3 protein-coding genes are annotated in these 5,272 nt (G+C 71.6%); 2 read left to right on the forward strand and 1 reads right to left on the reverse strand.

Annotation, left to right across the window (positions count from 1 at the left end; translation table 11 throughout):
* On the forward strand, positions 1-1,141 hold a 1,141-nt coding region (locus tag BH719_RS10210), incomplete at its 5' end, for an ABC transporter ATP-binding protein (protein WP_245683277.1).
* Positions 1,142-1,276: 135 nt separating this feature from the next.
* Here BH719_RS10210 and BH719_RS07730 read toward each other — a convergent pair.
* Positions 1,277-1,900, reverse strand: coding sequence for a TetR/AcrR family transcriptional regulator (locus BH719_RS07730; RefSeq protein ID WP_034219136.1), 624 nt, complete (start codon positions 1,898-1,900; stop codon positions 1,277-1,279).
* 186 nt (positions 1,901-2,086) lie between these two features.
* Between BH719_RS07730 and BH719_RS07735 the strand changes: the two genes are divergently transcribed.
* The coding region (locus tag BH719_RS07735; RefSeq protein ID WP_009744270.1) for an acyl-CoA dehydratase activase-related protein at positions 2,087-5,272 on the forward strand (3,186 nt) is incomplete at its 3' end.

Consider the following 5,272-nt stretch of genomic DNA (forward strand, 5'->3'; position numbering starts at 1 on the left):
GGGCGGATCCGCCGTGCGCGTGCGCGGACGCGTGGCCGCACGGGACTGGGACGTGGACCTCTCCCTGCCCGCCGGGGCCGTCACCGCGGTCATGGGGCACAACGGCGCGGGCAAGTCCACCCTCGCCCAGGTCATCGCCGGCTCCCTGGCCCTCGATGAGGGCGCGGTGCGCATCGGGGAGCGCGTCGTCGACTCCCCCGGCCGCTTCGTCGGCGCCCGCGACCGGGGGATCGCGATGGTCAGCCAGCAGCCCCGTATCTTCGGGCACATGAGCGTCCTGGCGAACGTGGCGTTCCCGCTGCGCTCGCGGGGCGTGGAACGCGCCGAGGCCGCCTCCCGCGCCCTCGACCAGCTGCGCCGAGTCGGGATGGAGGGGGTCGCCGGGCGCCGCGGCGACGAGCTCTCCGGCGGGCAGGCCGCGCGCGTCGCCATCGCCCGCGCCCTCGTCTTCGATCCGTCGGTGCTGGTCCTCGACGAGCCCACCGCCGCCCTCGACGTCGAGGCGACGGCCCAGGTGTCCCTCGTCCTGCGCGAGCGCCTCGCCGCCACGGGCGTCACCACGGTCCTCGTCACGCACGACGCCGTGGAGGCCCTGGAACTCGCTGCCCACATGGCCGTCATGGACTCGGGGAGGGTCGTCGAGGAGGGGGCGCCCGCCGCGGTGCTCGCCCGCCCCTCGTCGGTATTCGCCGCGCGCCTGGCGGGGTTCAACATCGTGTCGGGCAGGGCCCGGCGCGGGGACGGCCTCGTGGGGGTGCGCGTGGGCGGGGGGACCCTCTACGGCGCGGGGGACGCCCCCGACGGCCCGGTCGCCCTGCTCTTCGCCCCCGAGGCGGTGGCCCTGTCGCGCGGGCCCGTGGACGCCTCTCCCCGCTCCCAGTTGCCCGGCCGCGTCGAATCGGTGGATGCGTCTGGCGGTGTCATCACCGTGGGGGTCCTGCTCGGCGCGGAGCCCCCGTCCGGGTCGGACGCTCCCGGGCCCGCGTCGGGATCCGGGGAGCCCGCGTTAGTGCGGGCGCGCGTGACCACCGCTGCGTGGGCGGAGTTGGGGCTCGGAGTGGGCGATGCCGTGTGGTCGTCGATCAAGGCCACGCAGGTGCGCGCCGTGCCCCTGTCCGAACCGGCCGCGCCCGCCGACTGAGCGCCGGCGCCCCGTCCTCCCCCACAGGTACGCACACAAGGGACTGAATTACGCAACATAGGGCCGCACACAACGGCGGAATCAAGCCGTTGTGTGCGGCCCGTGTTGCGAAAATAGGGGTCCTTGTGTGCGTCCTCAGAAAGTGGGGGCGTTGAAGGCGCTGTCGATGAGCGGCTGGATCAGGGGGGCCAATTGGGCCCTGACCTGCTCGCGGGGCATCGAGGCGAGGGGCTCCAGGCGCACGATGTAGCGCATGGTGACCACTCCGTGCATCATGGACAGGACGATCTCGATGCGCTGGGCGATCGCCGTGCCGGCGCCTATGGCGGCGGCCACGGGGCCCAGGACCTCGGTGCTGATGTAGGCGCGGAAGCGCTGGGAGGTCTCGGCGTCGGTGGCCAGGGCGCGCATGAGGGCGCTCATCGCGTCGGAGGTGAGGTGGTGCTCGTACAGGTCCAGGGCGTAGTCCACGAGCCGTTCGGCCGCGCCGCTCGGCCCGGGGGCCAGGAGCGCGATGACGTCCGAGGCGGGGTCCGAGGGCAGGTCCAGGCACGCCCGGAACAGTTGTTGCTTGGTGGAGAAGTAGTAGGTGATGAGCGCGGAGTCGCACCCCGCGCTCCGGGCGATCTGGCGCATGGTGGTCCCGTCGTAGCCCGAGGCGGTGAATGCGGCGCGGGCGGCCTCGAGTATGCGCCGGCGCACTTCGCCCCGAGGTCCCGAGGGGCCGCGCTGGATTTTCGCAACATGGTGTGTTGCCATATTCGAGGGGTTAATTTCAGCGTCTGTGAAACTAGTGGGCGCTCCCTCGGCCGCTCCACGGGGGTTTCCCGTTGGAATCCGGGGGGCGTCTGCGGTGGAGTCCATGCGACCACTCTAATTTCTGCGTCCTGGAAAATACGCGCCCTCCGTCCTATGTTCGGATCGAGGGAGAAGTAGGGAGCAGACATGGACCCCGCAACCGACACCGATACCGGCACCGGCGCCGCAGAGCGCGAGGGCGCTCAGGCCCGGCGCGTCCACCAGCTCGGCATCGACGTCGGATCCACGACGGTCAAGGCCGTGGTCCTCGACGGCAACCGCGTCCTCTACTCCGACTACCGCCGCCACAACGCCGACGTGCGCGCGGAGCTGGGCCGCCTCCTGGCCGACATCGAGGCTCGGCACCCGGGGCTGGAGGTCGTCAGCGCCATCACGGGCTCGGGCGGCCTCACGACTGCCCGCGCGATGGGCATCCCCTTCGTCCAGGAGGTCATCGCGGGCACGGAGGCCACCCGGCGCCTGCACCCCGAGGTCGATGTCGTCATCGAACTGGGCGGCGAGGACGCCAAACTCACCTACCTGCACCCCACTCCCGAACAGCGCATGAACGGCACCTGCGCGGGCGGCACGGGCGCCTTCATCGACCAGATGGCCACACTGCTGCACACGGACGCGTCGGGGCTCGACGCCCTGGCGGCCGAGCACACGCAGCTCTACCCGATCGCGTCGCGCTGCGGGGTGTTCGCCAAATCCGACATCCAGCCGCTCATCAACCAGGGCGCCGCCCACGAGGACCTGGCCGCGTCGATCTTCACGGCGGTGGCCACGCAGACCATCGCCGGCCTGGCCTGCGGGCGCCCGATCCGCGGGAACGTCATGTTCCTGGGCGGCCCCCTGCACTTCCTGCCCCAGCTGCGCGAGGCGTACAAGGCGCTGCTGCCCAAGGCGGACTCCTTCGTCACGCCCACGGGCGCCCAGCTCTACGTCGCGATCGGCGCGGCCCTCATGGCCGCGAAGACGGCCCCGCCGGGAGGCCAGTCGGCGCAGGCCCGGCCGACGGGCGACGAGGCGGGGGCCGGCGGTGTCCCATCGGCGGCGGACGGCGGTCCGTCCCCGCAGGCCCGGCCGACGGGCGACGAGGCAGGGGCGGGCCGCGCCCGGCCGCGCCCCCTCGCCGACCTCATCAACGCGCTCGCCACCGCCGAGGTGGGCGCCGAGTCCCCCCGCATGCGGCCCCTCTTCGCCTCCGAGGAGGAGAGGACCGAGTTCGAGCGCCGCCACGGCGCCGAGGTGGTCCCCAAGGCGGAGCCCGCCGAAGCGCGGGGGCGCTGCTGGCTCGGCATCGACGCCGGGTCGACGACCATCAAGGCCGTCGTCATCGACTCCCGCGGCCGCATCGTCTTCACCCACTACGCCTCCAACGAGGGCGACCCCGTGGCGGCCGCAGTCGAGATCGTGCGGCGGGTGCGGACCGGGCTGCCCGAGGGGGCGGTCATCGGGCGCAGTTGCGCGACCGGGTACGGCGAGGGCCTGGTCAAGGCGGCCCTCACCATGGACGAGGGCGAGATCGAGACGATGGCGCACTACCGGGCGGCGGAGTCCGTCGCGCCGGGGGTCACCTCCGTCATCGACATCGGCGGGCAGGACATGAAGTACCTGCGCATCCGCGACCACGCCGTGGACTCCATCTCCGTCAACGAGGCGTGCTCGTCGGGGTGCGGGTCGTTTCTGCAGACCTTCGCGCAGACGATGGGCACGGACGTGCGGGCCTTCGCGCGGGCGGCCATGGACTCGACGAACCCCGTCGACCTGGGCACCCGGTGCACGGTGTTCATGAACTCCTCGGTGAAACAGGCCCAGAAGGAGGGGGCGGACGTGCGCGACATCAGCGCGGGCCTGTCCTACTCGGTGGTGCGCAACGCCCTGTACAAGGTCATCAAGCTCAAGGACCCCTCGGACCTGGGGAAGAGGGTCGTCGTCCAGGGCGGCACCTTCCTCAACGACTCGGTGCTGCGCGCTTTCGAGCTGCTCACGGGGCGCCAGGTCGTGCGCCCCGACATCGCGGGCCTCATGGGGGCCTACGGCGCGGCCCTGACCGCGCGCATGCACGACAGCGGGCAGGGGGCCTCGTCCCTGGCCACCGTCGAGGCCCTGGAGGGGTTCTCCGTGGAGACGACCCGCAAGACGTGCCGCCTGTGCCAGAACCACTGCCAGATGACGATCTCGACGTTCTCCAACGGGGAGCGCCACGTGTCGGGGAACCGCTGCGAGCGCGGCGCCTCCTTGGAGCGGGTCCCGAAGAAGTCGGAGCTGCCCAACCTCTACGACTGGAAGTACAAGAGGATCTTCGGCTACCGGCGCCTCACCGCGGGCAAGGCGTTCCGCGGCGACATGGGGATCCCGCGCGTGCTCGGCATGTACGAGAACTACCCGTTCTGGTTCACGATGCTCACCAAGCTGGGGTTCCGGGTGATGATCTCGGGGCGCTCCAACCACGCGCTCTTCGAGGAGGGCATGGAGTCGATCCCCTCCGAGAACGTGTGCTACCCGGCGAAACTGGTGCACGGGCACATCGAGGCGCTGCTGAAGAAGGGGGTGACGAACATCTTCTACCCGTGCGTGGCCTTCGAGCAGGGCAGCGAGGGCGCGGACAACTGCTTCAACTGCCCGGTCGTGGCCACCTACCCCGAGGTGATCCGCAACAACATGGAGCGCCTGTCCGACCCCGGTGTGCGATTCATCAGCCCCTTCGTCAATTTCTCCAACCGCGAGTACCTGCCGGCCCACTTGGTGGGCGCCTTCAAGGAGCACGGCTACGACATCCCCCTGGAGGAGATGAGGGCGGCCCTGGACGCCGCGTGGGAGGAGGACGCCGCCGTCAAGGCCGAGATCCGCCAGAAGGGCCGGGAGTCGTTGGAGTGGATGCGCGCCCACGGCGTGCGGGGCATCGTCCTGGCCGGCCGCCCCTACCACCTGGACCCCGAGATCAACCACGGCATCCCGGAGGTCATCGTCGGCCTGGGCATGGCGGTCCTCACGGAGGACTCCGTCATCGACGCCCGTCTGGAGCGCCCCCTGCGCGTGCGCGACCAGTGGACCTACCACTCGCGCCTGTACGAGGCGGCGGCCCGCGTCGGCGACGAGCCGGACCTGGAGATGGTCCAGCTCAACTCCTTCGGCTGCGGCGTCGACGCCATCACCGCGGACCAGGTCCAGGAGATCCTCGAGGGGCGCGGCGACGTGCACACCGTCCTCAAGATCGACGAGGTCTCGAACCTGGGCGCCGCGAGGATCCGCCTGCGCTCCCTGGAGGCCGCGGTCTCCGAGCGCTGCGCCCCGGCCCCCCGCACCGCGGAGGCGGAGGGCGCGGCG

The sequence above is a fragment of the Pauljensenia hongkongensis genome, assembly GCF_001746855.1.
Lineage (GTDB): Bacteria > Actinomycetota > Actinomycetes > Actinomycetales > Actinomycetaceae > Pauljensenia > Pauljensenia hongkongensis.

What these genes read in the sequence shown, in the direction of transcription:
- BH719_RS07730 (WP_034219136.1), bottom strand. Translation starts at nt 1,900, where the DNA reads ATGGCAACACACCATGTTGCGAAAATCCAGCGCGGCCCCTCGGGACCT.